This window comes from Oleiphilus sp. HI0079, from assembly GCF_001635105.1.
Genome location: NZ_LWFT01000867.1, coordinates 1 through 1,546, shown reverse-complemented (window position 1 = coordinate 1,546; position 1,546 = coordinate 1). Strand labels below are relative to the sequence as shown.

At 46.8% G+C, this 1,546-nt stretch carries 1 protein-coding gene; it reads right to left on the bottom strand.

Translation table 11 applies throughout. The features are described 5' to 3' along the window. A partial coding sequence (locus A3750_RS16200) for a methyltransferase (protein ID WP_068548445.1) occupies positions 1–1,017 on the bottom strand: 1,017 nt, incomplete at its 3' end. Positions 1,018–1,546: the final 529 nt, after the last annotated feature.

Here is a 1,546-nt window from a genome sequence, read left to right as displayed (position 1 = left end):
ATCCTCCCCGCGCCTTAGATACAGATCGTAATCGATATCGTCAGGAAGAGTTAACTGTCGTTCTTTTGCTGCCCATTGGCAGAAAGAGGCAAAGCTTCCTGACAGTAGATGATTTTTTATCGAAGGAATGCTGAGGTATTGATCGGTCTTGCGCACATCGCGCTGTAATGCGTCGAAACCCAAGCGCCACCGCTGTGTTTTTTCTCTTTTCCGTTGCTCGCCCTGACTGGCTGTGACGGTCTCCTGCACCGCGAGCTGGAGCGCGGATCGATCAAGCTGTATTTGTGATTTTTTGCCGACCATAGAGAGCGGCCTATATTGTTGGTCTTTGGTTTTCTGGTAGCAGCAGGGAGAGAGAATCAACGCCTTGGAGCGGTAATATGCTACTTGCTTGAGCATCTCAATGTGCAAGTCGCCGCAGGCATGAAGCGCCATAAACGTGTGCTCAGGGTGCGCACAAAAATCTGGCAAAGGTGCCAACACATTTTGGTGGTGGTAATAGATCTCGAGTCGGTCTCGCTTTGCCAGTTTGCTTCCCAGATCAACGAGCTTCTGGTCCCACTCAAGGCAATGAACGGGTTGCTTCATACTGCGTTGAACAACTCGGCTTAAATGTCCTTTTCCCGAGCACCAATCAATAATGGGCGTGTTTATTTTGTTTAGGCTTTTTGCAAAAGCCAGCACCTGCAGCCATTTTCGGCCAGGAATTCCAACTTGGTCAAAAGGGCCTATCGATAAGTCTGTGTGGGCTTGAATTGGCTCTGGAGAATAGTTGTACAGAGCGTCGCATAACTCTGGCATTCGTTGCCTGAACCAGTCTATACGAGCAACAGGGTCGCGATGCAGCGCATGCGCCGTTTGGTCGTCCAAGCTTAATAGATCGTGTTTGAGGGCGGGTTGATATTTGAACCAAGCTAGCTGCTTACTGACAAACGGCTTTTCTTGCCACAGCGCTGCGTGCTCTGATATCACGTGATCAAGTTGATTAAACGCCGTGCCAAGCTTGCTCGTTCTCATTGGTGCATCAAAGGGGTTAGAGGTCTTTCAATTTAGCAAGAAAAAAGCCGCAACATAAAGTTTGAATGATAAAAGATACTAAAAACAATGGTGATGGGAGCGCATGCGTGGTCTCTCATCGATTGGATCGTTTAAGTCGCTATATTTAAAACCGAGAGCAAAAAACGAAATGTGCGTGATGATGCCTTTCTTTTTCAGCATTGGTGAAATCGGTTTGCGTATTCGCCCGTATTGAATATGAACGCTCTCGTTTTGCGTGGGTGGTAAACGAAATGGATTGTTAAGCACATAGTCTTTTTCAGCGATGCAGAGCGGGTGTTGACGACGCCACTATCATGGGTGTTTTTATCGAGAAAGGTGTTCTCCGAGAGTGGTCGATCTGGTTACATTTTAAGCAGGCTTAAAAGTTGATCTATCGCTTATCTCGACTATAAAAAACGACATTGGTGAAGAGCGCGAACTAAAAAGTTTGCGACAACTTTCTACATGTTTATGTTGGCAGGGGTTGAGCGTGAAGTTATTTAAAACC